Source organism: Streptomyces colonosanans (genome assembly GCF_001866645.1).
Classification (GTDB): domain Bacteria; phylum Actinomycetota; class Actinomycetes; order Streptomycetales; family Streptomycetaceae; genus Streptomyces; species Streptomyces colonosanans.
This window is the reverse complement of the sequence record NZ_MLYP01000026.1, coordinates 1-26,517: the sequence shown is the minus strand read 5'-3', so window position 1 is coordinate 26,517 and position 26,517 is coordinate 1. Positions and strand designations below refer to the sequence as shown.

Below are 26,517 nucleotides of genomic sequence, written 5' to 3'. Positions count from 1 at the left end.
GGTTCTCCCTCGGTCAGGACTCGGGCCGCTTGACGCTCTCCAGAAGCATGTCCAGCCACTCTGCGACCTTGTCGCGATGCTGGTCGGTGGGCAGCTGGGCCGCCCGCCAGGCGATGCCGCGGACGCCGTGGTCCTGCAGCAGCCGCTCCAGCGGGTCGTCGGCGGTGCCGGCCGCCTCACGCTCGGCGAGCTGCTGGAGAAGCTCCTGCTCGCACCGCTGGAGGGCGTTCGTGAGCGCCTCGGGGTCCTTGGCCGTGAGGAACCCGGCATGCACTTTGAAGAAGCGCTGAATGGCGTCGCAGTGCTCCATGGTGGGGCGCCGGTCGCCGTTGATGAGGGCACCCGCCTGCTGGCGGGACATGCCCGCGCCGTCGGCGATCTCCTGTTGGGTGTACTTGCGTCCGTTGGGCTTGAGCCGGGTGCGGCGCAACAGATCGAGCCGCTGAAGGAAGCGCTCCTGAAGATCCGGCTCCCCGGCGGGCACCCCGCTCAGCAGGGCCGTCACCACCGGTTCCGGGACGCCGGACTCGACCGACAGACGCGGGACGTCGAAGATCACCGCTTGCGGCACACCCAGCCGGTCGGCGAGGACGGTGACACGCGCCGCGACGGCCGACAGCAGACCCGGCGCCGTGGCGCACGGAACCTCGAAGCCATCTGTCACCGACAGGTCTCCTACGTCTCTCTCACGCTGTTCTCATGGTCATCCGGAACCATGCGGAGATTAGCCGTTCCCTCGAACTTACATCCAGGTCTCGCCACAACTGTGGCGAGATTCAGCCGTCAACGGACGCCGAATGCCACGATAGTTGACACGACTCGACCCGGAACAGCAGGATCAGGGCGCCGCGTGAAGGCCGTAAAGGCAAGAGGGGTGACCTCCCGATGACGTTTCAGGCAGGAGGGCAGCGAACGCAGCCGCGACCCGTCCCCGAGAGTCCGGAAGCACAGGCGTATCTGCGGGACTACGCCACGCTCCTCGAAGCCGTTCCCTTCCCGTCGGTCGTCTTCGACCACCGCTGGGACGTCGTCCTCACCAACACCGCGTTCGACATCCTTTTCGGCGGGGTCGCAGCACATCCGACGGCGATGCCGGGCGACAACTTCCTGCGGTTCGTCCTGTTCCATCCGGACGCGGGCACGGTCCTCGGCGAGCATGAGTCGCACTGGTGCCTGCCGATGCTGGCGCACTTCGCCGCGGCGGTGGAACGGCACGGGCACGATCACGGGCTGCAGTCCATCCGCCGGGACATCGCCCAGGACCCGATCATGGAGGCCGCCTACCAGCACGGCCTGCCGCACTGGATTCGCGCCGTCGGCCCGCGCGGCGTGGAGCACGACGGGGCGGTGCGTCCGCTGCTGCACCCCGACCCGCGCTGGGGCGGCGACTGCCGAGTGGTGCGGGACACCCCCAAGACCCTCCAAGACATGGGCTATTCACGGCTGACGCTGGTCCTGAGGGAGGCGCGCCGCCCTGCGCCCGCCCACCGCGGGACGCGCCGCGCCCGGCGCACCGTGAGCCACCTCAGCGTGGTGCCCGTGCCCCAGGAGTGAGCCCCCTCCTGCGGAGCCCCCCCACTCCGCAGGCGTTCAGGTCGCCGACGGCACCGGGGTTCGTCCTGCGCCGAGATCCGCCCTGGCATGGCCAGTGCCCCGGCGGGCCTCCCACGCGCGTGGAGGGGATGCCGACGCGTTCAAAGGGCCAGGCGCAGCGCGATGAGGCGCGCCGTCGACTCCTCGACGCACCGCTCGGCCAGCCCCCTGGCCGCGTCGTGGGCCCCGTCCTGCACCGCGGCAGCAACGGAGTGATGACGGTCCGCCACCTCTTTGCGGTAGGCGTCGTCACCGAGGACGAGACACAGCAGTGCCCCGACCTCCGTCTGCAACGCCACCTGTTCCCGGGTGAGCCGGGCGGACTGCGCGGCGGCGGCCAGCTCCACATGGAACCGGCCGTACACTCGGCTGCGCTTCGCCGCTTCCTCGGCTGTTGCGAACTCGACCAGGGTGCGCCGCAGTTGCTGGAGGTCGTCCGGCTCGGTGCGCTGGGCCGCGAGCTGGGCGGCGACACCGGACACGGCGGCCCAGTGGTCGCCCAGGTCGCGCAGTTCCTCCGTGCTCCAGCCGGCCAGCCGCGCCCTGATCCGCTCCTCCGCGGGGTCGGCGGGCAGTGAGACGAAGCTGCCGCCGCCGCGCCCCCGCCGGGTCGTGACCAGCCCCTGCAGCCGCAGCGTCACCAGTGCCTCCCGCAGGGTCACGGTGGACACACCGAGCTGCTCCGCCAGCTTGCTCTCGCGGGGCAGTTGCTCCCCGTCGGCGAGCAGCCCGAGTTCGATGGCGTCGCCGAGCCGGCGGACCACCGTCTCCACGCGCGCCCGGGTGTCCAGCGGAGTGAACACGGCCTGACGGGCCCCGCCGCCCCTGGTGTGCTTCACGGCCACCACCTTGTTCTTTGGGTCAACCTTTACCTTCAGAGGGTCTTCAACTGCCCATCTTGGCTTGAGGTTTGAACTATGACTTCATATCTTTTCGTTCGAACGTAAGAGTGCACCAGAAAGGTTCCCGCCCATGGAGGGAAGCGCGATCCGGCTGCAGGGTCTGCGGAAGGAGTTCGGTGGAACCACCGCAGTGGCCGGGGTCGACCTGGAGATAGGCGACGGGGAGTTCTTCTCGATGCTCGGCCCGTCCGGCTCCGGCAAGACGACCGTCCTGCGCATGATCGCGGGCTTCGAGAGCCCCAGCTCCGGAACCATCGAGCTGGCAGGCCAGGAGGTCACGGGCCTCGCGCCCTTCGAGCGGGACGTGCACACCGTCTTCCAGGACTACGCCCTCTTCCCGCACATGACCGTCGAGCAGAACGTCGCCTACGGCCTCAAGATCCGCAAGGTGCCCAAGGCCGAGCGGCTCCAGCAGGCCCGCAAGGCGCTCGCCGACGTACGTCTCGAAGGCTTCGGCAAGCGGCGCCCGAGCCAGCTCTCCGGCGGCCAGCGGCAGCGCGTGGCACTGGCCCGCGCTCTCGTCGGCCGCCCCCGTCTGCTGCTGCTCGACGAGCCGCTCGGCGCCCTCGACCTCAAGCTGCGCGAGCAGATGCAGATCGAACTCAAGGCGCTGCAGCGTGAGGTGGGCATCACCTTCGTGTTCGTCACCCACGACCAGGAGGAGGCCCTGACGATGAGCGACCGCATCGCCGTCTTCAACCAGGGCCGCATCGAACAGGTCGGCAGCCCCGCCGAGATCTACGAGCGCCCCGCCACCGCGTTCGTCGCCTCCTTCGTCGGCACCTCGAACCTGCTCGATGGCGACACCGCGCAGCGGGTCGTCGGCGGCCCGGGCACGTTCAGCATCAGGCCCGAGAAGATCCGGGTCCTCAAGGAGTCCGCCCTCGCGGACGAGCCGGAGCACTCCACGGTGACCGGCACCGTTGCCGAAGTGGTCTACCTGGGAGACGCCACCCGTTTCCTCGTGGACCTCGACGGAGGTGGCCGGCTCACCGCGCTCCAGCAGAACCTGGAGACCTCCTCCGAGGACGTCGCCGCCTACCGCGGCACCCGGGTGCGTCTCCAGTGGAACCGCCGCCACACCGTCCAGGTCCCTGACGCCCGCTGACCCTCACGCCAGTCCCTGTCACCTATGGAGTACCTCGTGCGTCTCACTCGTACCCTCCAGGCCGCCGCCGCCGTCGCGGTGCTGCTCGCGGCCACCGCCTGCGGCTCGTCCGACTCGGGCGGCCCGTCCGCGTCCACGGGCCTCAACCCGCCTGATCTGAAGGCGCAGTCGAAGCTGGGCAAGACCGAGGGGCAGGTCAACCTCATCGCCTGGGCCGGCTATGTCGAGGACGGCTCCAACGACCCCAAGGTCGACTGGGTCAGCGACTTCGAGAAGCAGACGGGCTGCCAGGTCCGCTCCAAGGTCGCCGCCAGCTCGGACGAGATGGTCAAGCTGATGAAGACCGGCGAGTACGACGCCGTCTCCGCCTCCGGCGACGCCTCACTGCGCCTGATCGCCTCGGGTGACGCGGCTCCGGTCAACACCGACCTCGTGCCCAATTACAAGGACGTCTTCGGTGACCTGAAGCTCCAGGCCTGGAACTCCGTCAAGGGCAAGGCGTACGGCATCCCGCACGGCCGCGGCGCCAACCTGCTGATGTACAACACCCAGAAGGTCAAGCCCGCCCCGACGTCCTGGTCCGCCGTCTTCGACGACGCGGCCAAGTACAAGGGCCACGTCACCGCGTACGACTCCCCGATCTACATCGCCGACGCGGCGCTCTACCTGAAGGCCACCAAGCCCGAGCTGAAGATCAAGGACCCCTACGCGCTCGACCAGAAGCAGTTCGACGCGGCGGTCGCCCTGGTGAAGAAGCAGAACCCGAACGTCGGCGAGTACTGGGGTGACTACCTCAAGGAGGTCTCCGCCTTCAAGAGCGGTGACTCCGTGGTCGGCACCACCTGGCAGGTCATCGCCAACCTGGCCGAGAGCGAGGGGGCCAAGGTCAAGGCCTTCGTGCCCAAGGAGGGTTCGACCGGCTGGTCCGACACCTGGATGGTGTCCGCGAAGTCCAAGCACCCCAACTGCGCCTACAAGTGGCTGGACTGGGTCATCTCGCCGAAGGTGAACGCCCAGATCGGCGAGTACTTCGGTGAGGCGCCGGCCAACTCCAAGGCGTGTGCCGAGACCAGCGACAAGAACTTCTGCACCACCTTCCACGCCGGTGACACGGCCTACTGGAAGAACATCGCCTTCTGGAACACGCCCATCGAGCAGTGCATCGACGGCCGCACCGACGTCAAGTGCGTGCCGTACGCCAAGTGGGTCCAGGCCTGGACCGAGATCAAGGGCTGAGGACACGACGATGACCGCCACCCAGCCTGCCGCCGGACGGACCCCCGTCCGGCGGCTCGCCGGGCTGCTGCACCGCCGTCGGCGGCTGCGGCTGTCCCTCCTGCTGACCGCACCCCTGCTGTGGCTGGCCGTGCTCTACCTCGGCTCGCTGGCCGTGCTGTTCGTCTCGGCGTTCTGGACGACGAACTCCTTCACCTCCGAGGTGGTGAAGGTCTGGTCGACGGACAACTTCCACGCGCTGCTGACGACACCCGTCTTCCGCCAGGTGATCCTGCGCAGCATCGGCGTGGCCCTCGCGGTCACCGTCCTGTGCGCGGTGATCGCCTTCCCGCTGGCCTTCTGCACCGCGCGCGTCGCCCGGCCCCGGTGGCGTCCGCTGCTGGTGGTCGCGATCCTCACCCCGCTGTGGGCGAGCTACCTCGTCAAGGTCTACGCATGGCGGCTGATCCTGTCCCAGGGCGGGCTCGCCGACTGGATGCTGAAGCCGTTCGGGCTGAGCGGCCCGGGCTTCGGGCTCCCGGCGGCGGTCATCACGCTCACCTACCTCTGGCTGCCGTACATGATCCTGCCGATCCACACGGCGCTGGAGCAGCTGCCCGCCAATCTCCTGGACGCGTCCGCCGACCTGGGGGCGCGACCCGGCCGCACCTTCCGCTCGGTTGTGCTGCCGATGGTGCTGCCGTCCGTCGCCGCCGGCTCGGTCTTCACCTTCTCGCTCAGCCTCGGCGACTACATCACCGTGCAGATCGTCGGTGGCAAGACCCAGCTGATCGGCAACCTCGTCTACTCCAACATCGAACTCAACCTGCCCATGGCCGCCGCGCTGGGGACGGTTCCGGTGGTGGTCATCGTGCTGTATCTGCTGGCGATGCGCCGCACGGGCGCGCTCAGCAGCCTCTAGAAGAGGTCCCTCGTCATGCAACTGTCCCGCTCCGCGCGCATCGCGCTGCGCATCGCCGCCGGGATCGGCTTCGCGATCATCTATGTCCCGCTCGCGCTCGTCCTGGTCAACTCCTTCAACCCCGACCGCAGCGCGAGCTGGCCGCCGCCCGGGTGGACCTTCCACTGGTGGTCGACGGCCTGGGAGAACGCCGGGGCCCGCAACGCCGTATGGGTCTCGGTGAAGGCGGGCCTGGGCGCCACGGCGATCGCGCTGGTACTCGGCACGCTGATCGCGTTCGCGGTGGCCCGGCACCGCTTCTTCGGCCGCAACGCTGTCTCCTTCGTGGTGGTCCTGCCGATCGCGTTGCCGGGAATCGTCACCGGCATCGCGCTCAACTCGGCGTTCGGCACGGTCCTCAAGCCGCTCGGCGTCGGCCTCGGCCTGTTCACCGTGATCGTCGGACACGCCACCTTCTGCATCGTCGTCGTCTTCAACAACGTGGTCGCACGGCTGCGCCGCACCTCCGGCTCGTACGAGGAGGCGGCGATGGACCTGGGGGCCCACACCTTCCGGGCCTTCGTGGACGTCACGTTCCCGCTGGTGCGCTCGGCGCTGCTCGCGGGCGCCCTGCTCGCGTTCGCGCTCTCCTTCGACGAGGTCGTGGTGACCACCTTCACCGCCGGTCCAGGCGTCGAGACCCTGCCGATCTGGATCTTCAACAACATGACCCGCCCGCAGCAGGCCCCGGTCGTGAACGTGGTGGCCGCGGTGCTCGTCCTCGCATCGGTGGTCCCGATCTACATCGCCCAGCGGCTGTCCGCGGACACGGCGACGGAGAGCAGGATCTAGCACCTGACCTGAGTGGGATCCGGGAGAACGAAAGGGGGCCGGTGCGTGCTCGCACGCGCCGGCCCCCTTTCGTTCCCAGCCGGGTTCGGGGCACCGCTCAAAGCACGGTGACGTGCCCCGACGATGATGGAGGCGTCGGTTGCCGGGGCAGCGGCGACGGCTCGTGAGGGGCGGTGTGGGGCGCCAGGCCGAGCACCGCCGCGACCGGGTGGGTACCGTCCTCGGCCGGCCCCGGCCGGTCGGTGCCGCCCGCGACCGCCCTGGCCGGGTCTCGTGCCGGCCGCGACAGGGTGATCACGCCCCACGACGCCAGGCCGGCTCCGGCCATGGCGAGAACCAGGCCCAGCGCGCCGCCCCGGAGGTGTTCGCCCAGCAGGGAGAGCCCGATCACCGCTGCCGCGAACGGATTGGCGAGCGTCACCATCGCGAGGGGCGCGCCGAGGCCGCCCCGGTACGCCGTCTGCGACAGCAGCAGGCCGCCCGTCGCGAACACCGCCACCAGCAGCGCCACCACGACGACCTGCGCGCTGAGCACCGAACGTGAGCGGTCCGTGGCCGCCACCGTCACCGTCTGCGTGAGCGCCGAGGCGACACCGGAGGCGACACCGGAGGCGGTCGCGTGGCGCAGCCCGGGGAGGGCGCGCCCGGGGAGGGACAGCGCACCGATCAGGACGGCGGTCGTACCGGCCACCGCCAGCGCCTCCGGAAGGCTCAGTACGTCATCGGGCTCGGGCCCGGACGCCGTCACCAGCAGCACGGCCAGACCGGTCAGCGTGAGCATCGTGCCCCGCCACTCCACCGTGCTGACCCGGCGTTCGGCCGCTCTGGCCCCCAGCGGCACCGCCGCCACGAGGGTGAGCGCGCCGAGCGGCTGGATCAGCGTCAGCGGACCGAACTCGAGGGCGGCGACGTGCAGCAGCGCGGCGGAGGCGTTCAGAACGACCGCCCACCACCAGGCGCCGTGCCTCAGCAGCCGCAGCACAGCGGCGCCGGACGACCGGGCGGCGAGCCGCTCCTGGGCGACGGCGGCGGCCGCGTACGCGACGGCGGAGACCAAGGAGAGGGCGACGGCGAGGATCGTGGCGCTCATCGGAGGGCTTCCGCCAGGCCGGAGTCAGCGGCCGACGCGACCCCGCCCGCCGGTGCGCCCGGGCCGGCCGGTGGTGACGGCATGGCACGCGGCGTCCCGAAGGGCGCCCGGCTCGGTGCCGACGACGGTACGCGGACCACCGCCAGCGCGATGCCGAGGAGGACGGCCGCCACGATCGCGTCCAACCAGTAGTGGTTCGCCGTGCCGACGATCACCACCAGGGTCAGCAGCGGATGCAGCAGCCACAGGAGGCGCCAGCGGGACCGGGTCGCCGCGATCAGACCGATCGCGACCATGAGCGCCCAGCCGAAGTGCAACGAGGGCATGGCGGCGAACTGGTTCGCCATCGAGTCGGTCTCGGGATCGGCCCCGTACCACGTCGGCCCGTACACGTGCCCGGTGTCCACCAGGTGCGCCACGTCGAGCATCCGCGGCGGGGCGAGCGGGAACGCGAGGTGCAGCAGCAGCGCGGCGCCGGTGACCAGGGCGAGGACCCGGCGGGCCCACAGATAGTGGCCCGGCCGCTTCACGTACAGCCAGACCAGGAAGGCCGCGGTGGCCGTGAAGTGGACGGCCACGTAGTAGACGTTCGCGGCGCGTACGAGGACGTCGCCGTGCAGCAGGGCGGACTGCACCGCTTCCTCGCCCGGAAGAGGGAGGGAGCGCTCCCACATCCAGACATGGTGCGCGTTGCGGTAGGCCTCGGCGGTGTGGCCGTTCGCCAGCTGCCGTCCGAACTTGTAGACGAGGAAGAGCCCTGTGACCAGCAGGAGCTCGCGGAGGAGAGGCGGCCGGCGTATCGCGGCCGCGTCTCCTCGCTCAGGCTCGGTGCGGGAATCCAACAGCCGACCCCTTTGCCGTATATGTGCGTGTGTGGTGCGTGGTGAGCCCAGGACAGGGTCCACTCGGTGGAGGAGTGGGTCCTGTCCAAGGCTCATCGAAACGGTAGTGTACCGATACGCTCGCGTACCGGTACACTTTCGTGTCGATACAGGGGTGTATCGATAGACTGGTGTGAATCGGCCTGTCCGGCCCGGGATCACGACGGAGGAGCGAAGCCATGACGTCGCAGGCAGCGGACGCACCGGAGACGGTTGTCGCCGCGCGCCGCTCCAAGCTCACGCCCGAGCGTGAGCAGGAGTTCTTCGACGCCGTGCTCGACCAGATCCGCGAACACGGCTATGAGGCCGTCACCATGGAGGGCGTCGCCGCCAGCACCCGGTGCAGCAAGTCGACGCTGTACCGGCAGTGGAAGACGAAGCCCCAGTTCGTGGCCACCGCCCTGAGGTCCAGCCGGAGTGTGCGGCTGGCGGGCGTGGACACCGGTTCGCTGGCCGGAGACCTGCGCGCCGCGGCACGGGAGGCCGCCGAGTGGTCCCGCCGTGACACCAAGCTGCTCCAGGCCCTCGGCCACGCCGTGATGCAGGACCAGGAACTCGCGCAGGCGCTGCGCGAAGCCCTCGTCGAGCCCGAGGTCAAGGCGCTGCAGGGGATCATCCGGCGCGGGGTGGAACGCGGGGAGGTGTCCGCCGGCCATCCGGCACTGGAGTACGTCCCTGCACAGCTGCTGGGCGTGCTGCGCGTCCGCCCGCTGCTGGAGGGGCGGTACGCGGACGAGGAGTACCTCATGCGCTTCGTCGAGGCCGTGCTGCTTCCGGAGCTCGGACTGACATAGAGCCCAGGCCGACGTCCGCCGGGATGACCGGACGTCGGCCTGTTCGCGCCGCACCGTGGGGACGGGGACGGCGCGCACCCCCGGCCGGGTGGGGTTCCCCTTGAGCGGAGGGGCGCCCCACCCGGTCACATCACCTCAGTGCCGCGTGCCGACGGCTCATGCACTGCTGTTGCGAGGCATGCGTGAAAGAGAGGCAAGAGCCTTCAGAGGTAAGGATGTTGCCGATCGACGGCTGTCATCGGGGCTGGTCGGCGGCGCCCCGCGTCGCCCCTGGACGCCTCGCGTCACCTATCACGGCAACAGGTGTCCCGACCTGTCTCCACCGGAGCCCGAGGACGGCTAGGCTCGTTGTCCGTACGTCGTTTGGGCGACCTGGGGAGGGAGCGGGATGACGGAGGCACGGCCGGACGCGGTCGCCTCGGCTTCCCTGTGGGAACGTGACGCGGAACTCGCCGCCGTCACCGAGGCGATTGACGCCCTGCGTGACGACTCCTCGCCTTCGGCGGCGGGAAGCCTGCTGATGTTCACGGGGGAGGCCGGCATCGGCAAGACCGCGCTCCTCACCGAGACGCGTCGCATCGCGGAGAAGCGCGGCTGCACGGTCTGGTCGGCTCGCAGCGGCGAGACCGTCACATCCGTCCCCTTCAACGTCGTACGACAAGTGCTCCAGCCCGCGCTCGTCTCCCTGATGCCGGAGGAGGCACGCGAGTACCTGGGCGACTGGTACGACATCGCCGGCCCCGCCCTCGGGATAACGGAACCCGGTGAGCGGCAGGCCGACCCGCAGAACGTGTGCGAGGGTCTGGTCGTGGCCGTCTCACGGCTCGCCGAGCGGGAGTGGCCGCTGGTCCTGCTCATCGACGACGTGCACTGGGCCGACCAGGAGACCCTGCGCTGGCTGGCCGCGTTCGTCGAGCGACTCGTCGACCTGCGCGTGCTCGTCGTGGTCGCCCTGCGCCCCGGTGACGTCGCCGACGAGAGCGCCCCTCACCTCGACACGATCACGGCGGCGGCCCTGTGTCCGGCCGGCTCCCTGAGGGCGCTCACGCCCGAGGCCACGGCCGGACTCACCCGCGCCACGGTCGGCACCCACGCGGACGACCCGTTCTGCCGGGAGGTGTGGGCCGTCACCGGTGGCAACCCGTACGAGACCGTCGAACTCCTCGCCAAGGTGCAGGACAGCCAGCTCGAACCGGTCGAGGCGTCGGCCGCCGACCTACGAGCCCTGAACCGCTCCGCCCGCGGCAACGGCCTCGTCGCCCGGCTCGAGAGCCTCGGCATCGAGGCCACCCGGTTCGCCTGGGCCGCGGCCATCCTCGGTACCGGCATCACCGTGGACCTGGTAGCCCGCCTCGCCACCCTGCGCCACGAGGAAGCGGTCCGCTGCGCCGAACTCCTCAGCGTGGCCCGCATCCTCACCGAGCCCGCCCCGGCGAACCGCCACGCCGACGACGGACAGCTGGAGTTCCTGCATCCGCTGATCGCCAGCGCCGTCTACCGCTCGATCCCCGACGGGCTGCGCACCGCGATGCACGGCATCGCCGCGCAGGTGGTCACCGACTGCGGGCTCGGTGCCGCGGCAGCCTCCCGGCATCTCCTGGAAGTCCATCCGGATGACGACGAGGAACTCGTCGAGCAGATGCGCCAGGCCGCCCGCGAACACCTCGCCGTCGGCGCCCCCGAAGCGGCGCGCCGCTGCCTGGAGCGGGCCTTGCTGGAGCCGCCGCTGCCCGAGGTCCACCCGCACGTGCTCTACGAACTCGGCTGCGCCACGCTGCTGACCTCACCGGCCACCACCATCGACTACCTCCAGGCGGCCCTCGCCATGCCAGGCCTGGAGGGTGAAGTCCGCGTCGACGCCGTCTACCGCCTCTCCCAGGCCCTGCTGCACAACAACCAGCTGGAGGAGGCCATCCGCACGGTCGACACGGAGGCCGCCCGCCTCGAACCGGGATCCTCCCGCCTGCGCCTGCAGGCCGTGCACCACATGTGGGAGGGCGTCCACGCGGCCGGGGAGCACAGCCTGACCCGCTCCCGGGAGCTGACCGAACTCGCCCGCACCTGCACGGGGCGGGACAACTCCGAGCGCGCACTGCTCATCCTGCGCGGCTTCGACGCGATGACCCACGGTGAGAACGCCGAAGAGGTCGTGGAACTCTGTGACCGCGCCCTCGTCAACGGCCGCCTCGCGCCAGGACTCGGCTGGACCGACACCGAGTGGGGCATCGAACTGCTGCTGATGCTCGGCAGTTCGTACGTCTACACGGACCGGCTGGACCGGGCCGAGAGCCTGTTCACGGAGGCTCTGGGCGTCTATGACTCGGCCGGCTGGGGCGGCGGCCATCTCGCCCTCGCGCACGCCTATGTCGGACTCGGGCACCGCCGACGCGGTCGCCTGCGGTCGGCGGAGACCTCTCTGCGCGAGTCACTGCGCCTCGCGGAGCGCGTCGGCCGGGGACTGCCCCTGTACTGGTCCGCGACCTGCGGACTCGTCGACACCCTGCTCGCCCGCGGGCACGCCGAGGAGGCCTGGTCGATCGCCGAGCAGTACGGCTTCGCCCCGCCGTACCCGTCCACGATCGTGCTGCCCGACACCCGTTGCGTCCGAGGACGGCTGCTCCTCGCGGTCGGCCGCACCGAGGAGGGCATCAACGAACTGGAGGCCGCCGAGAAGGCGTCCGCCGGACACGGCCACAACACGGTACTGGCGCCGTGGGCGGGCGCCCTCGCCCGTGCACTGGCCGCCGCCGACCCCCGCCGCGCCGCCGAACTGGCCGCGACCGCCCGCCGCCAGGCCGAGCTGTTCGGCACCGACACGGCGATCGGCGAGGCCCTGCGCGTCGCCGCCGCCCTGGAGACCGGCCAGCGTGCCGCCTCGCTGTACGCGCAGGCGGTGAGCTATCTGGAGGCCTCCCCATGTGCCTACGAGCACGCGGCGGCCCTCGTCGAGTACGGGATCGCCACGCGGTCGGCCGGAGAGCTCAAGCGGGGGCTGACGTTGGCGCAGGCGTGCGGGGCGGACGGGTTGGCCGCTCGGGCTCGGGACGTACTGGGCGCGACCGTCCCTACCGGGTCACGCTGACCGCCGCGTGCGGGGATGCCGTTCGACGGATGAGCCGGGTCCGGAGCCGGGCACTGGTCCGGTCAGTGGGTCAAATGTCCGGTTATGTGAATTAGTTGTCTAGACTGACAGGTCCGCAGCGCTCCAGCGGCGTACCCGGGAAGGAAGGCGGCACCATCGTGGACCGGACTCTCGCCACCCGTGCCCCGCGCACCCCCGCCGACTGGTGGGTCACCGCCGACCAGGCGCGCCATGCGGCCCAGGGTGGACTCGCGGGTGCCGCGACGGCGCCGGACCTGCTGCGCACGCTCATCGAACTCGACCGAGCCCGCCGCGAGTCGGTGGTCGCCGTCGGCGCCGCCGTGGAGGCGCTGCTCGCGGGAGGCGTTGCCTGGGAGGCGATTGCGGCGGCGCTGGGACTCGGCTCCAGCGAGGAGGCCGGTCAGGCGCTCGCCGCCGCCCGCCGGGACGCGGGCGCGGCGATCGAACGCAGACTGGGTCGCCGGAGGTAGGGCCCGACCCACGCCGGCGGTCCGCCGCTGACGGCTGTCCTCACGGGTCGATGACGGCCCACCCTCACTCGCCCCCTTGCCCGGCACGCTCTTGATGCGGCGTCGCCCGACGTGGGCTCCCCGTTTCGCGGTTCTCGAAGTGACAGCGCACGGCAGCCGTACTTCCGGACGCGACTCGCCGATAGATATGACTGAAATACGAAGATTTTGAAGTACTGACAGTAAAATCATTGTTGTGCCGCTTTCGTCCTATATGTGCGTCCGAGCGGCTCGTCTCCGTGAGTTCCGTACAGGATGGGGAGTCCGGCATGGACCGACGCAGTTTCAACCGGCGGATGCTGCTGGGCGGTGCGGCCGCCGCGACGACGTTGTCCCTGACCCCGGAAGCCGTCGGCACCGGCAGACGGGCGAGAACCGCGCCCGGTGGTGGCAAGGTCAAGCACATCAAGCTCTACGCGGAGCATCTCGGCCATGGGCAGATGGGGTACGGCTTCAAGAAGGGCGGGGCCACCATTCCCGGCCCGTTGATCGAGATCAACGAGGGCGACACGCTGCACATCGAGTTCGAGAACACCATGGACGTCGCGGCGAGCCTGCACGTGCACGGTCTGGACTACGAGATCACCAGTGACGGGACGAGGGGGAGCGGGAGCGACGTGAAGCCGGGGGGCAGGCGCACATACATCTGGCGCACGCACACTCCGGGCCGCCGTAAGGACGGCTCCTGGCGGGAGGGCAGCGCGGGCTACTGGCACTACCACGATCACGTCGTCGGCACGGAGCACGGTACGGGCGGTATCCGCAAGGGCTTGTACGGGCCGGTGATCGTCCGCCGCAAGGGCGACATCCTCCCCGACAAGACGCACACGATCGTGTTCAACAACATGACGATCAACAATTACAAGGGACACAACGCGCCCGACTTCTGGGCGATGGTCGGGGAACGCGTCGAGTTCGTGATGATCACGCACGGCGACCACTTCCACACCTTCCACATGCACGGTCACCGCTGGGCGGAGAACCGCACGGGACTGCTCGCCGGACCGGACGACCCGAGCCGGATCATCGACAACAAGGTCGTGGGCCCGGGCGACGCCTTCGGCTTCCAGGTGATCGCGGGCGAGGAGGTCGGAGCGGGCGCGTGGATGTACCACTGCCATGTGCAGAAACACGCCGACCGGGGGATGGCCGGGCTGTTCCTGGTGAAGAAGCCGGACGGGACGGTCCCCCACCACAACGCGCACGCGCACAGCAGGAATTACCAATCGGACGGGTCTGACGAGTCACACTCACACGGGCATCACTCGCACGGGCATCACTCGCACCGGCACCACTCGCACCGGCATCACTCGCACGGGCATGACGAGTACGGCGAGTTTGACGGGGTGTACGACCTCGACGATTAGGCATGACGGGGTATCTCGGCATCGGAGAACGCCGAGCTCGAGCACCGTGCACTTCCGTGGGCCGGTTGTCGCCCGTCGCCGGGGAGGCGGCGGGCCTCAACCCTGTTGCGGCTACCGCGGGGCGCTCTTGAGCACCGCGAACCGTGCTCCGTACGGGTCGATGAGCCGGGCGATGCGGCCCACGCCCTCGATGTCCGTCGCCGGCATTTCGATCGTGCCGCCGAGTTCCTGCCCCTTGCTCACCGTGGCGTCCGCGTCCGTGACCGCGAAGTACGGCAGCCAGTGCGCGCCGGACTGCACCTTAGTGGGATCGACGGCCAGCGGGACCAGGCCGCCGAACATGGCGTCCGGGCCGGCCCCCTCGGGATTGATGCAGGTGTACGTGCCACCCGGGACGGGCACGCCCTCGGTCTCCCAGCCGAGCACCCGGTGGTAGAAGGCGGCGGCGCGGGCGATGTCCGGGGTGTACAGCTCGACCCAGCACAGTGAGCCCGGTTCCCCTGCCATGTCGAGGCCCTTGGTCCGGCCTGGCTGCCAGATGCCGAAGGGCACGCCCGCCTGGTCGGCGAGGACCGCCATGTGCCCCTGCCCCATGACGTCCATGGGCTGGAGGAGCACGCTGCCGCCTGTCTGCTCGGCCGCCCTCGCGGTGGCCTCGGCGTCCGGACTCTGGAAATAGACGGTCCAGGAAGGCGGCCCCTGCTCCGGGGTGGCCTGCATACACCCGGCGGTGGTCCTGCCCGAGAGCTGGAAGAAGCCGTAGCCCCCCGCCTCCGGTCCCGCCGACTGGAACTGCCAGCCGAAGAGGCTGTCGTAGAAGGAGATGGCGCCGTCGAGGTCGGAGGTGGCAACATCCAGCCAGTTCGGGGCGCCGTTGACATAACGGGTGGTGAGCATGACTGTCCCCTTCGAGAGCTTCCATTGCCCCCATGGCCGAGTCTTCCACCGCCCACTGACCATCGCGCCGGAGTGACACGACGGGATCGGCCGGAGTGATACGACGGGGTCACCGGACGACCGATGACAGGCGGCGCCCGCTTCCGCCGTGGTCTCCGCGGCCGATTTCTCCGCGCGCCGTCGTGCACCGCGCCGTGCGGCGGGACATCATCGAGGGCCGAGGGCGGGGCTCACGCAGCGAGCCGTTGATCCCGCGTTGATCGAACGTTTTTCGCCGCCCGGCATGCTCTCGGCCATGCACATCGAAGCGATCACTGCGACCGACATCGCCTGGCAGGAGCAGGCGCTGTGTGCGCAGACGGGGGCCGACTTCTTCTTTCCCGAGCCGGGCAGCTCGGTGCGGGAGGCGAAGCGTATCTGCGGGTTGTGCGCGATCCGCTCCACGTGTCTCGAGTACGCGCTCATCCACGACGAACGCTTCGGCGTCTGGGGAGGGCTGTCGGAGAAGGAAAGGATGCAACTGCGGCGGGCCGAGGAGAACTGGTGAGATCGCGAGCGGTGCCTGAGCCCGTGCGGCGCGGTGTGAGAACACGGCGGGATCCGGTCGTCCGGGGCGGGTGAGAGGCCGCCCGCCTCGACCGTATGGTCGGCGGCCCGGTGCGGCGGCGAGTGCGGCGGCGCGTCCGTCCGGACGGGGAGTGCGGGCCGGCCGCCCGGATGCGGGGTCGGGCACGGGGGACGATGCTGGAGACATGTCCGGACGGGCACCTGTCATCGTTCATCCGCCGTCGGGCACCGGCGGTCGGCGAGTCACGACGCGCGGGGAGAGCCTGGGGCTGGCGTTCTCCGACGAGGACGTGATCGAGTTCCTCGGCCGGGCCGGTCTGCCCGACGCCGAGGACCTCCTGAACGATCCGGCGTGGGTGAAGTGGCGTGGCGCGGACGCGCACCACTACGAGGCCGTATAGGAGCACGGCAGTGGCGCGCGGCGATTACGCGTGCCCGCGACGCGCGCGGGCACGCGCCGGCTGGTGCTGTGACCGGGAAGGTCGGGAAGCTCGCGGCGTCCGGTGCTGGGGGCACCTCCCACGCCCTTCAGGCAGTGGGGGAGCATCGCAAGGCGGAGCACATCACCCGCGTACTGGATGTACTCGGGTGATGCGACAACGCGGCGGTGGGGGCCCCTCCCGCGCTGGGGGTCCCCCCGCTCGAGCGGAGCCGAGAGTGGGGGAGAAGCCGAGCGTGGGGGAGCCGTGCCGGGCGTCGCGAGCCGGTGAACCCTTCCGGTTCACAGCACCAGGGCGCGGCCTCTCGTGCCGGGAGGTACTCGGGGCCGTTCAGGGTGCGGCGATGGGGAATCGCCCGCGCTGGGGTCCGCCGCTCGAGGGCCTCCCGTTAGGCCCGTGCCGCCATCCGCGCCTTGCGGGTCGCCAGCTTCTCGTCGAACTTCGCGGCCTCCGCGTCCAGTCCGCCCATGTACATGCCCAGCTCCTCCTGTGCCCGGCGGCCGTCGGGACCGAGTCCGTCCATCTCCATGACCTTGAGGAAGCGGAGCACCGGCTGGAGCACGTCGTCGTGGTGGATGCGCAGGTTGTAGACCTCGCCGACCGCCATCTGCACGGCGGCGCGCTCGAAGCCGGGGATGCCGTGACCGGGCATACGGAAGTCCACCACGACGTCCCGGACCGCCTGCATGGTCAGGTCCGGCGCGATCTCGAACGCGGCGTTGAGCAGGTTCCGGTAGAAGACCATGTGCAGGTTCTCGTCCGTCGCGATGCGGGCCAGCATCCGGTCGCAGACCGGGTCGCCGGACTGGTGGCCGGCGTTGCGGTGCGAGATGCGGGTGGCCAGTTCCTGGAAGGCGACGTAGGCGACCGTGCGCAGCATCGAGTGCCGGTTGTCCGACTCGAAGCCCTCGTTCATGTGCGCCATGCGGAACTGTTCCAGCTTGTCGGGGTCGACCGCGCGCGAGGCGAGGAGGTAGTCGCGCATGACGATGCCGTGGCGGGCCTCCTCGGCGGTCCACCGGTGCACCCAGGTGCCCCAGGCGCCGTCACGGCCGAAGAGCGCGGCGATCTCGTGGTGGTAGCTCGGGAGGTTGTCCTCCGTCAGCAGGTTCACCACCAGCGCGGTCCGGCCGATCTCGGTGACCTTGGACTGCTCCTTCTCCCAGGCCACGCCGTCCTCGAAGAAGCCGGGGAAGTTGCGGCCGTCGCCCCAGGGCACGTACTCGTGCGGCATCCAGTCCTTGGCGACCTTCAGATGCCGGTTCAACTCCTTCTCGACCACTTCCTCCAGCGCGTACAGCAGCCGCGCGTCGGTCCAGACGGAGGGGCTGCCGAGGTGGGGAGAGGTGATGGTCACAGGGAACTCCAGGGGGACGCTGAACAATCCGGCGAGCGGTGCCGGAACCTACGGCATCGTAGGCTACGAATCCGTAGGTTACGATTCCGTAGGTTAAGCGCGCTGTAAAGATCGCTGATCAGGGCAGGGAGGCAGGGGGGCGGATGGCCTGCCTGTGACCTGCGGACCTCACGTCTACGGGGCGAGGCGGCCGGATCAGCCGGTCAGGCGTACAACTCCCGCACTCGCACCGAAAGGCACGTCACGCAGCCCTCGAGCTTCTCGAACTCGCTGATGTCCACCAGGACCGTTTCGTATCCGAGGTCCGCCAGCAACTCCGCCGTCCTCGGGGCACTGGCGGCCATGAGCAGCTTGCCACCGCCGAGCAGTACGACGTGCGAGCCGGACGCCTCCGGTACCGGAAGGAAGCGCGGGAACAGCGACGGCTTGTCCATCAATGGCACATGGCCGATGAACGTGCCGTCGGGCAGCGCGGTGACCGCCGACTTCAGGTGCAGCACCCGGGTGACGGGGACGGAGACCACGCGGGCGCCCAACGGCTCGAACACCGCCCGCAGTTGCTGGATGGCGGCCGTGTTGGTGCGCCCGCTGCGGCCGACGTAGATCGTGTCGTCGATCTTCAGGATGTCGCCGCCGTCGAGGGTGCCCGGCTCCCAGATCCAGTTCACCGAACAGCCGAGCCGGGCCACGGCCTCCTCGACGCCATTGGTCTCGCCGCGCCGGGTTGCGGCGCCCGGCCGCGTGATCAGCGCGACGTTCCGGTACATCACGACCGTGTCCTCGACGAACACCGAGTCGGGGCAGTTGCCTGCCGGGGCCACCTCGATCGTCTCCCAGCCGTGTGTACGCAGGGCCTCCGCGTACGCCTCCCACTGCTCGAGTGCGAGATCGACGTCGACGCTCTCCCGCTCGATGTGGGTCACCAGCCCCTCGGCGAGGCGTGGACCAGGGCGGCGGATGAGGGCCTTCTTGCTGGGCACGTGCGGAACTCCGTCTCGGCTGATGGTGTCGCCCGCCATCATGCAGGGCCGGGCCACGGGGGCAAAGTCCCGGGCCCGGCCTGGAGTGTCCCGCAGGCGCGACGGCGTAACGCGGCGGCGACGAGGGAGAGTTACCCGACGGCCTCCCAAGATGTCTCTTTCAACTCCCCGTCGAGCAGCAGCCGGCGCGTGATCCCGATCGACTCAAGGAACGGCACGTCGTGGCTTGCCACGATCAGCGCCCCCTCGTACGACTCCAGGGCCGTGGTGAGCTGCCGCACGCTCGCCATGTCGAGGTTGTTCGTCGGCTCGTCGAGCATCAGCAGTTGCGGTGCAGGCTCGGCGAGCATCAACGCGGCCAGGGCGGCGCGGAAGCGCTCACCACCCGAGAGGGTCCCGGCCGGCTGGTCGGCCCGTGCGCCGCGGAACAGGAAGCGGGCCAGGCGCGCCCGGATCCGGTTGTTGGTGGCGCCCGGAGCGAACCGGGCCACGTTCTCCGCGACCGTCAACGCGTCGTCGAGGACGTCCAGCCGCTGAGGCAGGAAGCGCAGTGGCACGTGTGCGCTCACCTCGCCCGACACCGGCTCCAGTTCGCCCGCGATCGTACGCAGCAGGGTGGTCTTGCCCGCGCCGTTGCGTCCGATCAGCGCGATCCGCTCCGGACCGTGCAGATCGAGGCCGCCTTCGATGCGTGCGCCGTACATCAGCTCCAGGTCCCGGAGCGTCAGGACGTCCCGCCCCGGCGGCACTTCCGTGTACGGCAGGTCGACACGGATCTCGTCGTCGTCCCGTACCGCCAAGGCCGCTTCGTCGAGTCGTTCCCTGGCCTCGGTGAGCCTCTCCTCGTGCATGATGCGGTGCTTGCCCGCGGACTCCTGTGCCGCCCGCTTGCGCGCCCCCATGACGATCTTCGGCTCGCGCTTGCTGTCCCACATCTTCTGGCCGTACCGCTTGCGACGGGCCAACTTGACCTGAGCGTCCGCCAGTTCGCGCTTCTGCTTGCGCAGGTCGGCCTCGGCGACGCGCACCATGCGTTCCGCCGCCTCCTGCTCGACGGCCAGCGCTTCCTCGTACTCCGAGAAGTTGCCGCCGAACCAGCTCACCTCTCCCGAGCGCAGATCCGCGATCTGGTCGACCAGATCGAGCAGTTCACGGTCGTGACTGACCACGACCATGACCCCCGACCATGCCTCGATCGCCGCGTACAGCCGTCGGCGCGCGTACAGGTCGAGGTTGTTGGTGGGTTCGTCGAGCAGCAGTACATCGGGGCGGCGCAGCAGCAGCGCGGCAACCCTCAGCAGGACGGACTCGCCGCCGGAGATCTCGCCGATGGTGCGGTCCAACCCGATGTGAGCGAGCCCGAGTTCGCCGAGCACCGCCTCGGCACGCTCTTCCACGTCCCAGTCGTCACCGACGGTCGCGAAGTGCTCCTCGGCCGCATCGCCCGCCTCGATGGCGTGCAGGGCGGCGCGCGTCACCGCGATGCCGAGCGCCTCGTCGACCCGCAGCGCGGTGTCGAGCGTGACGTTCTGCGGGAGGTAGCCGACCTCGCCGGCGACACGCACGGTGCCGCCGGACGGGGTGAGCTCACCGGCGATCAGCTTCAACAGGGTGGACTTTCCCGATCCGTTGACGCCGACGAGCCCCGTCCTGGCGGAGGCGAACGTGATCTGAAGGTCGTCGAAGACGGCGGTGCCGTCGGGCCAGGAGAAGGCCAGGGACGTACAGGTGATGGAGGGGGTGTGTGACATGCGGGCCTCGCGGTTGCTTGAAATGGGCATGGGCAACGCGTGAGAGACACCGCATTGGGAGCGACGGTCCGCGAACAGGGAACGGGCCCTGCACCGGAGGACGGCTCGTACGCCGAGGTCGCACGCGACGCACACAGACGCGGACAGCGCTGTGTGACGCGGTGTCTCAAGACCTCAGACGAGCAACGTCCTTCTCCGATCGACGGCAACAGAACCGATGTACACCGTAGGAGCGGGCACAGGGGGTGTCAACGGATTAACGCGGGGCGCGTCCGCTACCGCTCCTCCACCGCCGGCCTGGGGCACCACGAAGCTCCGGATCACCGACATGGACGGCTACCCCGATTCCCGCGCCCACCGAACGGCCGCTTGCGCGGGACGTGTTCAGCACGCGTCCCGCATCAGCTCCGCGAGGTCGCGGTCCAGGTCCACCTGCAGATGCTCCAGGCCGACCGGCACCAGCTCCGTGGTCCGCTGCAGGAAGGTCCGGACCTCGCCCGAGCGGATGTGCACCACGGCGGTGCCCTCGGCGGCGTGGAACTCCAGGACGGTGCGGTCGTAACCGTACGGCCGCACCCGGACGTCGCCGTGGCCCTCCGGGCCCTCCAGGCCCGCGCTCAGGAGCTCGCGGGCGAAGGTCCAGCAGACCTCCACGCCCTCCAGGGTGGCCTGGGCCGGGAACGTCATACGGACGGCGAACGGGTCGCGCCGGTCGTAGTGGAGCGTGGCCGGAATGGTCGGCATCCGCGGCGCGGCGGCGACGAGACGGGCCTCCACGGGCTGCTCGATGACGAAGGACAACGCCTTGCTCCCTTGTGACGGCTGGACGGACTCCGGACGGATGAGGACAGGCACTTGAAGAGACGAGGGAACCTGTCGTTCCGTGCACCTCACGTTCGAGTGACCTCGGTCACCGCTTCGATGCGCGTTTCCTCGGTCATCGAGTCGATGCCACTGAGGCGTTCCGGTGCTCGGCTTCCGCGCCCCGCCCTCTCACCGGCGGGGACACCCGGCGCGGGCGTGGGGTTCCCGCCCGCCCTCTGGACGGCACCGGGCTAGTGGGCTAGCTTCGCGCGCCATGACGAGCATGGGGAAGACGAGACGTACGGGCCGGACGGTGGCCGTGGGGCTGTGTGCGGCGGCGCTTGCCGCGCTGACGGTGGTGCCCGCGCAGGCGCACGGGGCGCAGCGGCCGGCACCGCACTGGCAGCTCACGGACAGCGGCACGGACGCACGCTTCCGCGGTCTGTCCGCGGTCAGCCGGGACACCGCCTGGCTGGCGGGATCCAAGGGCACCGTGCTGCGCACCACGGACGGCGGCACGCACTGGCGCAACGTCTCCCCGTCGGGCGCCGCGGACCTGGAGTTCCGTGACATCGAGGCGTTCGACGCCCGGCACGCGGTGGTCCTGGCCATCGGCGAGGGCGAGGCCTCCCGGGTCTTCCGAACCGACGACGGCGGCGCGACCTGGTCCGAGGCGTTCCGCAACACCGATGACCGGGCCTTCTACGACTGCCTCACCTTCTTCGACCGCCGCCACGGCCTCGCCATGGGCGACCCGGTCGACGGAAAGTTCCGCCTGCTGTCCACCAGCGACGGCGGCCGCTCCTGGACGGTCCTGCCCAGCGCCGGAATGCCCGCCGCGCAGGACGGCGAGGCCGCGTTCGCGGCCGGCGGCCAGTGCCTGGTCGCCTCGGGACCGCACGATGCGTGGCTCGCGACGGGCGGCGCCGCACACGCGCGCGTGCTGCACTCCGCCGACCGCGGACTGACGTGGACCGCCGCCGACACGCCGCTCCCGGCGGCCGATCCGGCGCGCGGAGTCTTCGCGCTCGCCTTCCGCGACCGAACGCACGGCATCGCGGTCGGCGGCGACTACCGCGCGGACCAACCATCCCCGCGGGCGGCGGCGGTGAGCGGGGACGGAGGCCGCTCGTGGACGTCCGCCGCCGAGCCCCCGCCCGCCTACCGATCCGGCGTCACCTGGCTCCCGCACAGCCGCACGGACGCGCTCGCCGTCGGCCCGACCGGCACCGACCTCACCACGGACGGCGGCCGCACCTGGACGACCGTCGACACGGGCTCCTACGACACCGTGGACTGCGCCCCGGATCGAGGCTGCTGGGCCTCCGGTGAGAAGGGGCGGGTGGCGCGGCTCGAGCCCAGACGGTGATCTGGGTGAGAGCGGGTACTCGTGGGTGATCCGCCCCCGAAAGGAAGTGACCGGTCATGCCACGCGGCTCCAGCCCCAAGCGCGAGCGTCAGTACGAGCACATCAAGCAGAGCGCGCTCGACCGCGGGGACAGCAGGGAGCGCGCCGAGGAGATCGCGGCGCGGACCGTGAACAAGGAGCGTGCCCGCGCCGGCGAGTCGAAGACCGCGAGCCGTACGTCCACCCAGGACATCTCGTCCGGCAGGCGCGGCGGACTGCGTTCGGGCCAGGGCTCCCAGGGGCCCACCTACGACCAGTTGTACGAGGAGGCCAAGCGGCGCAACATCCATGGCCGTTCGGACATGAACAAGAGCGAGCTGAAGCGCGCCCTGGGCAAGTGAGGGCAGGCCGCGGGGCCGTACGCTCGACACCATCATGACGACCGTACGCATACCCGCGGGCTGGCCCGCGACCGAAGAAGAGGCCCGTGCCGTGCAGGACGAACTGCGCGGCCGGGTGGTCCTCGACGAGCCCGGTCCGCCGCCCGGGACCGGCCGGGTGACAGGGGTCGACGTCGCCTACGACGATGAGCGCGGCGTCGTCGCGGCGGCGGCCGTGGTCCTGGACGCGGCCTCGCTCGCCGTGGTCGCCGAGGCCACCGCCGTCGGCGAGGTGTCCTTCCCTTACGTCCCCGGCCTGCTCGCCTTCCGGGAGATCCCCACCGTGGTGGCCGCCCTGGACGCCCTCTCCGTCGACCCGGGTCTGGTCGTCTGCGACGGCTACGGTCTCGCCCACCCGCGCCGCTTCGGGCTGGCGAGCCACCTCGGTGTCCTCACCGGGCTGCCCACGATCGGCGTGGCCAAGAACCCGTTCACCTTCACCTACGCGGAGCCGGGCGCTTCACGCGGAAGCACAGCCCCCCTCCTCGCGGGCGCGGAAGAGGTCGGCCGAGCCGTGCGCACACAGGCAGGCATCAAGCCGGTGTTCGTCTCCGTGGGACACCGGGCCGGTCTCGACAACGCCTGCGCCCACGTCCTCGCGCTCGCCCCGAGGTACCGCATCCCGGAGTCCACGCGGCGTGCCGACGCCTTGTGCCGACGGGCCCTCGCGGAGGCCGTCGGGCGAGCGGGTAACTGAGTTCCCGTACGGGTGTGGCGCGTCGTCGCGTTGACAGGCCGGGGCTCATCACGGTCGGCGCGTGGCGTCGCTGATCCGCAGCCGCCGTGGCGGGACGGCGGCGGGTTCCGGGAGGCGTAGCGGCGTACGGCCCGGCGTGATGCTGCCGAGCAGGGAGGGGTGCCGGGCTCCGGTGCACGAGGGCACCGTGGCGGGCAGGCCGTGCACGGTCAAGAACCCCAGAACCGCGAATGCGAGCGCCTCCTTCGCGGTGGAGGGCAGGCCCAGGCTGTCGCTCGGCAGCAGCCGTACGTCGGCCAGTTCCTCGCCGAGCATCCGCATCAGCACCGGGTTGCGGGCGCCGCCGCCGGAGACGACGAGTTCGGTGACGTCGTGAGCCCGGCAGGCGTCGGCGACGGTCACCGCGGTGAGCCTGGTCAACGTGGCCAGCACGTCGTCGGGTTCGGGGACGGGCTGCGCGGCGAGCGCGTCCTTCAGATAGGCGAGGTGGAACAGTTCCTTGCCGGTGGTCTTCGGGGCGGGACGCCGGTAGTACGGCTCGTCCAGCAGCCGTGCCAGCAGGCCGGGACGGACTCGGCCGCGGGCGGCACCGCGGCCGTCCGCGTCGTAGTCGCGGGCGCCCTGGGTGAAGTGCCGTACAGCGGCGTCGATCAACGCGTTGGCGGGGCCGGTGTCGAAGGCGACCGGGTCGGCGCCCGGGGCCACCACGGTCACATTGGCGATGCCGCCCAGATTGAGGGCAGCGCTCACACCCGGTCGGGCGCGCAGCAGCAGCGTGTCGACGATGCTCACCAGGGGAGCACCCTGGCCACCCGCGGCGACGTCGCGGCTGCGCAGGTCGGAGACGACGGGGAGCCCGGTCGCCTCGGCGATCCAGGCGGGCTGCCCGAGTTGGAGGGTGCCGCGGACCGCCCCGTCCTCGACCCAGTGGTGGACGGTCTGGCCGTGCGAGACCACCAGGTCGGCGGTGCCCGAGCACAGTTCGCCGTCGGCTCGTACGGCGGCTTCGGCGAAGGCCTGGCCGATGCCGGTGTCCAGGCGGCAGACGGCCTCGGCAGTGGTGGCGGCGGGCGGCAGCACGGCTTCTATGCACCCGCGCAGTTCCTCGGGGTAGGGGAGGCTGAGGGCGCCGAGCGGGCGCAGTACCAGGGTGTCGCCCTCCAGGGTCAGATCGGCCGCCGCGGCCTCGATGGCGTCGTAGGACGTGCCGGACATCAGGCCGATCACGCGCATGGTGTCTCCCTGGGGTGGTTCGTGTGGGTGAGGGCTTCGCCTCGGCGGGGGCGGCTCCTGCGCGAAGAGCCTTGAAGAGCCGCCCCTGGGGGGTGTGCTCAGCCGGCCGGGGTGCTCGGGGTCTTCGCCGCATCGGCCATGTCCGTCCCGGACGGGCCGGCGGAGGTCGGCGGGCGGTGGAAGAGGCTCATCACGCCGCCCACGACCAGGGTGAGGACGACGCCGATCGGCACCAGCCACTGTGCCGCGATGGCGGCGGGCACGGTGGCTCCCGCGACCACGGTGTCGATCTTGACGCCGCGCACGATGTACGTCATCACCGCCACCGTCACCACGAAGGCCACCAGGGAGTCGACTTCATTGGCCCGCTTGACCAGGCGGCCGAGCAGGAAGGCGCCGAGCAGAGCCCCGTAGGTGTAGCCGGCGATGGCCAGGCCGGTGAGGTAGACATTGCCGGTGCTGGTGCTGAAGGCACAGGCGAAGACCGCCATCAGCACGGCCCACACCAGGGTCATCACCCGTGCCAGCTTCAGCATGGTCTCCTCGGAGGGCGTGCGGTGGAAGAAGCTGCGGATCAGGTCCGAAACGGTGGAATTGGACATCGAGTTGAGCGCCGAGGACAGCGAGCCCATGGCCGCGCCCAAAATCCCGGCCACCAGCAGGCCCGAGATGCCGACGGGGAGGCTGTGCAGGATGAAGTGCGGGTAGAGGTCGTCCGAGCTCTTCAGGCCGAGGTCGGTGAAGGACCGTCCGTTGTTGTAGGACCACAGCAGGGCGCCGACGAGGGAGAACGCGGCGAACTGGACGGTGATGAAGATGCCCGAGCCGATCATCGCCTTCTGGCTGTCGCGCAGGTCGCGGGTGGACAGGATGCGCTGGACGATCAGCTGGTCCGAGCCATGGCTGGCCATGGCGAAGACGGCGCCGCCGAAAATCGCGGTGGGCAGCGCGAAGGTGCTGGTCAGGATGTGGCTGAGGGAGAAGTCGGTGTCGAACACCTTGAAGTGCCCGCTGTGCAGCGCCTCGCTGAAGCCGTGCGTGCCGACGTGGCCGGAGAGCACCGCGATCGCCAGGACCGCGCCGCCGAGGTACAGCAGCATCTGGATGGCGTCGGTCCAGATGACCGCCTTGATGCCGCCGAGGTAGGTGTAGACGACGGTGATGGCGGTGAGCAGGACGATGATGGTCCGGTAGCCCGTGTTCACGCCCAGCTCGTCCAGCAGCAGCTTGATCGGGATGGCGGAGGCGAACAGACGCACGCCCTCCGCGAGCAGCCGGGTGACCACGAACGTGATCGAGGCCAGGCCCTGCAGCCGAAGCCCGAAGCGGTCCCCGAGATATTCGTAGGCGCTGACGAAGCCGCCTCGCTTGTAGAGCGGGATGAGCACGGTGGCGACGACCACGCGCCCGATCACATAGCCCAGCGCGAGTTCGACGTTGCCGAAGGCCTGGGTGCCGTAGGCGCCACCGGGGACGCTGATCACGGTGAGGACGCTGGTCTCCGTGGCCACGACCGAGAAGCACACCGTCCACCAGGGCATCTGCCCTTCGCCGACGAAGTACTCCCTGGCGGATTTCTGCCGCCCGGACATGCGGAGGCCGATCCAGGCGATCGCGATCAGGTAGGCGATGACCACTACGAGGTCGAGGTGACGCACGGGCTTGCTCCTGTGAGAAGGGCGTCGGCG

General features: G+C 70.3%; 25 protein-coding genes. 14 read left to right on the top strand and 11 right to left on the bottom strand.

Annotated elements, in window-relative coordinates; genetic code table 11:
• Positions 1-13 precede the first annotated feature (13 nt).
• A complete protein-coding gene (locus BIV24_RS09980) occupies positions 14-664 on the bottom strand; it encodes a helix-turn-helix domain-containing protein (protein WP_071365866.1) in 651 nt (216 codons plus the stop codon).
• Between the two features lie 221 nt (positions 665-885).
• On the opposite strand from BIV24_RS09980, the gene BIV24_RS09975 reads away from it, so the two are divergent.
• On the top strand, positions 886-1,554 hold the full coding sequence (locus BIV24_RS09975) for an MmyB family transcriptional regulator (RefSeq protein ID WP_071365865.1): 669 nt from the start codon (positions 886-888) through the stop codon (positions 1,552-1,554).
• Positions 1,555-1,694: 140 nt separating this feature from the next.
• Here the strand turns inward: BIV24_RS09975 and BIV24_RS09970 are convergent, their stop codons facing one another.
• Entirely contained in the window at positions 1,695-2,441 is a 747-nt protein-coding gene (locus tag BIV24_RS09970) for a FadR/GntR family transcriptional regulator (protein WP_177198668.1), read from the bottom strand.
• A gap of 124 nt (positions 2,442-2,565) precedes the next feature.
• Here BIV24_RS09970 and BIV24_RS09965 point away from each other — a divergent pair, with 124 nt between their 5' ends.
• Genes BIV24_RS09965 through BIV24_RS09950 form a run of 4 tightly spaced genes read left to right on the top strand, consistent with a single transcriptional unit; the run spans position 2,566 to position 6,571 of the window.
• Positions 2,566-3,603, top strand: coding sequence for an ABC transporter ATP-binding protein (locus BIV24_RS09965; protein ID WP_071365864.1), 1,038 nt, complete (start codon positions 2,566-2,568; stop codon positions 3,601-3,603).
• Between the two features lie 36 nt (positions 3,604-3,639).
• On the top strand, positions 3,640-4,839 hold the full coding sequence (locus BIV24_RS09960) for an ABC transporter substrate-binding protein (protein ID WP_071365908.1): 1,200 nt from the start codon (positions 3,640-3,642) through the stop codon (positions 4,837-4,839).
• A gap of 10 nt (positions 4,840-4,849) precedes the next feature.
• The gene (locus tag BIV24_RS09955; RefSeq protein ID WP_071365863.1) at positions 4,850-5,740 is read left to right on the top strand and encodes an ABC transporter permease; all 891 of its coding nucleotides are present in this window, start codon (positions 4,850-4,852) and stop codon (positions 5,738-5,740) included.
• Between the two features lie 15 nt (positions 5,741-5,755).
• Positions 5,756-6,571: an ABC transporter permease gene (locus BIV24_RS09950; protein ID WP_071365862.1), complete on the top strand. Its 816-nt coding sequence runs from the start codon at positions 5,756-5,758 to the stop codon at positions 6,569-6,571.
• A gap of 97 nt (positions 6,572-6,668) precedes the next feature.
• Here BIV24_RS09950 and BIV24_RS09945 read toward each other — a convergent pair whose 3' ends face one another.
• Both BIV24_RS09945 and BIV24_RS09940 read right to left on the bottom strand, forming a co-directional pair.
• Positions 6,669-7,661: a DMT family transporter gene (locus BIV24_RS09945; protein WP_071365861.1), complete on the bottom strand. Its 993-nt coding sequence runs from the start codon at positions 7,659-7,661 to the stop codon at positions 6,669-6,671.
• Positions 7,658-8,503 carry a phosphatase PAP2 family protein gene (locus tag BIV24_RS09940; RefSeq protein ID WP_071365860.1) on the bottom strand — a complete coding sequence of 282 codons (846 nt, stop codon included), beginning with the start codon at positions 8,501-8,503 and terminating at the stop codon, positions 7,658-7,660. Before BIV24_RS09940 ends, BIV24_RS09945 begins: the two co-directional genes overlap by 4 nt.
• A 218-nt stretch (positions 8,504-8,721) precedes the next feature.
• Between BIV24_RS09940 and BIV24_RS09935 the strand changes: the two genes are divergently transcribed.
• The 4 genes from BIV24_RS09935 (at position 8,722) to BIV24_RS09920 (ending at position 14,315) form a co-directional block, all read left to right on the top strand.
• Entirely contained in the window at positions 8,722-9,336 is a 615-nt protein-coding gene (locus tag BIV24_RS09935) for a TetR/AcrR family transcriptional regulator (protein ID WP_071365859.1), read from the top strand.
• Positions 9,337-9,724: 388 nt separating this feature from the next.
• A complete protein-coding gene (locus BIV24_RS09930; RefSeq protein ID WP_071365858.1) occupies positions 9,725-12,418 on the top strand; it encodes an ATP-binding protein in 2,694 nt (897 codons plus the stop codon).
• Between the two features lie 95 nt (positions 12,419-12,513).
• Entirely contained in the window at positions 12,514-12,909 is a 396-nt protein-coding gene (locus tag BIV24_RS09925; protein WP_143064582.1) for a hypothetical protein, read from the top strand.
• A 308-nt stretch (positions 12,910-13,217) separates the two neighbouring features.
• The gene (locus BIV24_RS09920) at positions 13,218-14,315 is read left to right on the top strand and encodes a multicopper oxidase domain-containing protein (RefSeq protein ID WP_079168127.1); all 1,098 of its coding nucleotides are present in this window, start codon (positions 13,218-13,220) and stop codon (positions 14,313-14,315) included.
• Positions 14,316-14,426: 111 nt separating this feature from the next.
• Here the strand turns inward: BIV24_RS09920 and BIV24_RS09915 are convergent, their stop codons facing one another.
• Positions 14,427-15,212: a VOC family protein gene (locus tag BIV24_RS09915; RefSeq protein ID WP_071365856.1), complete on the bottom strand. Its 786-nt coding sequence runs from the start codon at positions 15,210-15,212 to the stop codon at positions 14,427-14,429.
• A 295-nt stretch (positions 15,213-15,507) separates the two neighbouring features.
• Between BIV24_RS09915 and BIV24_RS09910 the strand changes: the two genes are divergently transcribed.
• Together BIV24_RS09910 and BIV24_RS09905 are read left to right on the top strand one after the other, a co-directional pair.
• The gene (locus BIV24_RS09910; protein ID WP_071365907.1) at positions 15,508-15,759 is read left to right on the top strand and encodes a WhiB family transcriptional regulator; all 252 of its coding nucleotides are present in this window, start codon (positions 15,508-15,510) and stop codon (positions 15,757-15,759) included.
• Positions 15,760-15,964: 205 nt separating this feature from the next.
• A complete protein-coding gene (locus BIV24_RS09905) occupies positions 15,965-16,180 on the top strand; it encodes a hypothetical protein (RefSeq protein WP_071365855.1) in 216 nt (71 codons plus the stop codon).
• A gap of 427 nt (positions 16,181-16,607) precedes the next feature.
• Here the strand turns inward: BIV24_RS09905 and BIV24_RS09900 are convergent, their stop codons facing one another.
• From BIV24_RS09900 to ssgD, 4 genes are all read right to left on the bottom strand, one after another.
• Positions 16,608-17,576: an acyl-ACP desaturase gene (locus tag BIV24_RS09900; RefSeq protein ID WP_071365854.1), complete on the bottom strand. Its 969-nt coding sequence runs from the start codon at positions 17,574-17,576 to the stop codon at positions 16,608-16,610.
• A 203-nt stretch (positions 17,577-17,779) separates the two neighbouring features.
• Positions 17,780-18,556 (bottom strand): dimethylargininase, encoded by a 777-nt coding sequence (gene ddaH, locus BIV24_RS09895; protein WP_071365853.1) that lies wholly within the window; start codon positions 18,554-18,556, stop codon positions 17,780-17,782.
• A 131-nt stretch (positions 18,557-18,687) separates the two neighbouring features.
• Positions 18,688-20,337 (bottom strand): ABC-F family ATP-binding cassette domain-containing protein, encoded by a 1,650-nt coding sequence (locus tag BIV24_RS09890; RefSeq protein ID WP_245766732.1) that lies wholly within the window; start codon positions 20,335-20,337, stop codon positions 18,688-18,690.
• A 354-nt stretch (positions 20,338-20,691) separates the two neighbouring features.
• Positions 20,692-21,108 carry a spore wall synthesis regulator SsgD gene (ssgD, locus tag BIV24_RS09885; protein WP_071365851.1) on the bottom strand — a complete coding sequence of 139 codons (417 nt, stop codon included), beginning with the start codon at positions 21,106-21,108 and terminating at the stop codon, positions 20,692-20,694.
• 277 nt (positions 21,109-21,385) lie between these two features.
• Between ssgD and BIV24_RS09880 the strand changes: the two genes are divergently transcribed.
• Genes BIV24_RS09880 through BIV24_RS09870 form a run of 3 tightly spaced genes read left to right on the top strand, consistent with a single transcriptional unit; the run spans position 21,386 to position 23,596 of the window.
• Positions 21,386-22,480: a WD40/YVTN/BNR-like repeat-containing protein gene (locus BIV24_RS09880; RefSeq protein ID WP_425442553.1), complete on the top strand. Its 1,095-nt coding sequence runs from the start codon at positions 21,386-21,388 to the stop codon at positions 22,478-22,480.
• 56 nt (positions 22,481-22,536) lie between these two features.
• On the top strand, positions 22,537-22,860 hold the full coding sequence (locus BIV24_RS09875) for a plasmid stabilization protein (protein ID WP_071365849.1): 324 nt from the start codon (positions 22,537-22,539) through the stop codon (positions 22,858-22,860).
• Between the two features lie 34 nt (positions 22,861-22,894).
• Positions 22,895-23,596 carry an endonuclease V gene (locus BIV24_RS09870; RefSeq protein WP_071365848.1) on the top strand — a complete coding sequence of 234 codons (702 nt, stop codon included), beginning with the start codon at positions 22,895-22,897 and terminating at the stop codon, positions 23,594-23,596.
• A gap of 48 nt (positions 23,597-23,644) precedes the next feature.
• Here BIV24_RS09870 and BIV24_RS09865 read toward each other — a convergent pair whose 3' ends face one another.
• On the bottom strand, positions 23,645-24,931 hold the full coding sequence (locus BIV24_RS09865; protein WP_281247720.1) for an anhydro-N-acetylmuramic acid kinase: 1,287 nt from the start codon (positions 24,929-24,931) through the stop codon (positions 23,645-23,647).
• The gene (locus BIV24_RS09860; RefSeq protein ID WP_071365846.1) at positions 24,928-26,487 is read right to left on the bottom strand and encodes a sodium:solute symporter; all 1,560 of its coding nucleotides are present in this window, start codon (positions 26,485-26,487) and stop codon (positions 24,928-24,930) included. The genes BIV24_RS09865 and BIV24_RS09860 overlap by 4 nt, the downstream gene beginning before the upstream one ends.
• Positions 26,488-26,517 lie beyond the last annotated feature (30 nt).